Genomic DNA, 1,412 nt, shown 5'->3' with positions numbered 1-1,412 from the left:
GTCCAAATCTTTCCCGGTCGACTGACGTGGGGTCGCAAAGCGAGATCCGTTCGGATTCTTGCCGGATCATGCCTGCGTAGTAACCCGTCGTCAGTTTAGTTCGCATGCCTGATAAGTCCACTTATCGGGATGCAATTTGCGGGGTAAAATCCGGCAAGGTCCACTTACCCCAGAGGGTAGTACCTCGCGACTACGACGGCAAAGACGTCTTGAAGCATCGCAATCCACGTCGTTCCGACACGACAAGATCCTTACCGTCCGCGCGCACGGCTCCCAGCCCTGCATTGAAGGCGAGCAGCAGAAAGATGACCCGGCGCCCACATAGTCGCCGAGACTCAATTGCAACACAATGGCTGCTTCGAGCATCCAGGGCACGGGCGCCCAGAGCTTCCTGGCTGCGCGCCATACCGGATGCTGCGCGGCCTCGGCGATGGCGTTCGGGCCGGCGTCTATCAGACGGCGGGCAGCTTCCTCCGCAGAGAGTCCGGTGCTGGTCTGCACGGCGCGTTCGCGGCGTGCCGGAGCGGCATTGGCTTCGGCCTCTGCGGCGACATCGCGACATGAACGCCGGCTTCGCCCGCCGTCATTTCGGGGAAGGATTGAGGCACGAGTTGCTCCTGCTGTCCGCTATGAGAAGAATGCCGAAAGTGCCGGACGCGATTGTCCCGATCTGCCTGTCACGCGGACCGCTCTTCAATCGACAGCTTGTGCTGCTCATGTTGCGATCGTTTCTGCATGTTCAGCCCCGCTCGCGGTCCCGGCTCCTTCGTGCAGGTCCACGCTCAGCGGCGTGTGCTCGTGAAGGATGTCGCGGGCACGCGCCATCTCCTCGGCCGGCCCGTGCGCCATCACGAGAAATCCTTCGGCCTCGACCGCTGTCTCGTAGCGAATGACGTGGTCCTTCGGAACGCCTGCATTGAAGAGCGCGGCGCCAAGCGCACTCACACCGCCGACGAGCACCGGCCCTTCGATGGCGGAGACCACCATCGACGCAAGATAGCCGGCAATCACCACCGGGCCCAAAACCGGCAGCGTGACGAATACGCCGCCGAACAGAATGCCCCAGACGCCGCCCCAGAATGCGCCGTACTTGCCCCACATTTTCATTCGGTCGCCGATGTTGTAGAACCCGACAACTTTCTCTTCGGTGTGGTAGCCCTTGCCGATTACGCTGAAGCGCTTCATGTCAAAGCCGCGCTCGATCAGCTTGCGCACTGCTGCATCGGCTTTCCCGATGATCGTTGAAGGTGGCGATCACAACATCGTTTCCATTCATTTTGCTTCTCCGTCGAAGGCGTGGCAGATGCATCGATCGTAGCGACGACGAGCGCCGCCGGGCAGCCTCGGAAACGACTCAGCGTTTTGCGAAGCGGCGGACTCGGTTTCCCGTGCCGGCTGCAAGGCTGACCGAC

2 protein-coding genes are annotated in these 1,412 nt (G+C 61.6%); both read right to left on the bottom strand.

The annotated features are described in order from the left end of the window. Nucleotides 1–90: 90 nt before the first annotated feature. Entirely contained in the window at nucleotides 91–501 is a 411-nt protein-coding gene (locus tag AWB68_RS44900) for a cation-transporting P-type ATPase (protein ID WP_235028883.1), read from the bottom strand. Nucleotides 502–714: 213 nt separating this feature from the next. Beyond that, entirely contained in the window at nucleotides 715–1,215 is a 501-nt protein-coding gene (locus tag AWB68_RS44895; protein ID WP_235028882.1) for a DUF1269 domain-containing protein, read from the bottom strand. Between the last annotated feature and the right edge of the window lie 197 nt (nucleotides 1,216–1,412).

Source organism: Caballeronia choica (assembly GCF_001544535.1).
Taxonomy (GTDB): domain Bacteria; phylum Pseudomonadota; class Gammaproteobacteria; order Burkholderiales; family Burkholderiaceae; genus Caballeronia; species Caballeronia choica.
Note: the sequence above shows the minus strand (reverse complement) of the source record. Positions and strands in the feature narration are given on the sequence as shown.